Genomic DNA, 1,091 nt, shown 5'->3' on the forward strand with positions numbered 1-1,091 from the left:
CAGGCCGGTAGATACCGCCAGTTTTTCCAACTAGGCGTCGAGGCGATAGGCTCGGATGATCCGGCCATCGATGCCGAGTCTATCCTCTTGATGATCGATTACTTTAGGTCCGTTGGGCTTAAGGAACTGACGCTCTACATAAACAGCATGGGCTGTGAAAACGACCGCCCGAAGTATGTCGAGCTTTTAAAACAATATGCCATAGCCCACGAGCAAGAGCTTTGCAAAGATTGCCGCAAGCGCGTTGAGCTGAATCCGCTGCGCCTGTTTGATTGCAAAGAAGAAAGTTGCCGGCGCGTAATGGAGCACGCGCCTAAAATAACCGACTACCTGGATGAAGATTGCAAGAATCATTTTAACGCCGTTCGCCGGTACCTCGACATGCAGGGTGTGCAATATATTATTAAGCCCGAGCTTGTACGGGGTCTTGATTATTACACAAAGACCACGTTTGAAGTTGTAAGCCCGCTTCTCGGCGCGCAAAACGCCATCGGCGGCGGCGGCCGGTATAACAAGTTAGTCGAAGAGTTCGGCGGCCCCCCGACGCCGGGGATCGGGTTCGCAATCGGCCTGGAGCGCCTCACGATAGCGGTTGAAAAAGAAGGCGCCTTCGTCGCGATGGAAGAAAAAACGGACGCATTTATCGCCGTAGCCGACAAAGCCGTAAAAGAGCCGGCTGTAAACCTGCTCTACGCCTTGAGGGGCGCCGGAATTGCGACCGATATCGACTATACCGGCAGAAGCCTCAAAGGCCAGCTCAAATATGCAAACAAAAAGGGCTTTCGCTATACTATCTTCCTGGGGCCCCAAGAGCTTGAAACCGGTATTGTCCAGGTAAAAGATATGAAAACCTCCGAACAATACGCTATAAAGCTCAACGAGCTGGTCGACTGGCTATCTAATATAGTAAAAAGCCAGACGATGGGGTCTGGAGTTACTAAGCAGTCATAAAGTTTTGTCATTCTGAGCGGAGCGTAAGCGGAGTCGAAGAATCTAGAGCGCAGTGCCTCTCTTTGATGGCAGGAGGGTTTAAGCTTAGATAGAGTTAGAGTGAAGACTTCTTAGTTAAGTAGATTAAAGCTTAGACATAC

Annotated in this window: 1 protein-coding gene; it reads left to right on the forward strand. The window is 50.4% G+C overall.

Annotation, left to right across the window (positions count from 1 at the left end):
- The coding region (gene hisS / locus COY37_RS09010; protein WP_286977305.1) for a histidine--tRNA ligase at positions 1-951 on the forward strand (951 nt) is incomplete at its 5' end.
- Positions 952-1,091 lie beyond the last annotated feature (140 nt).

Origin of the sequence: Candidatus Aquicultor secundus, from assembly GCF_002791875.1 — a bacterium.
Classification (GTDB): Bacteria; Actinomycetota; Aquicultoria; order Aquicultorales; family Aquicultoraceae; genus Aquicultor_A; species Aquicultor_A secundus.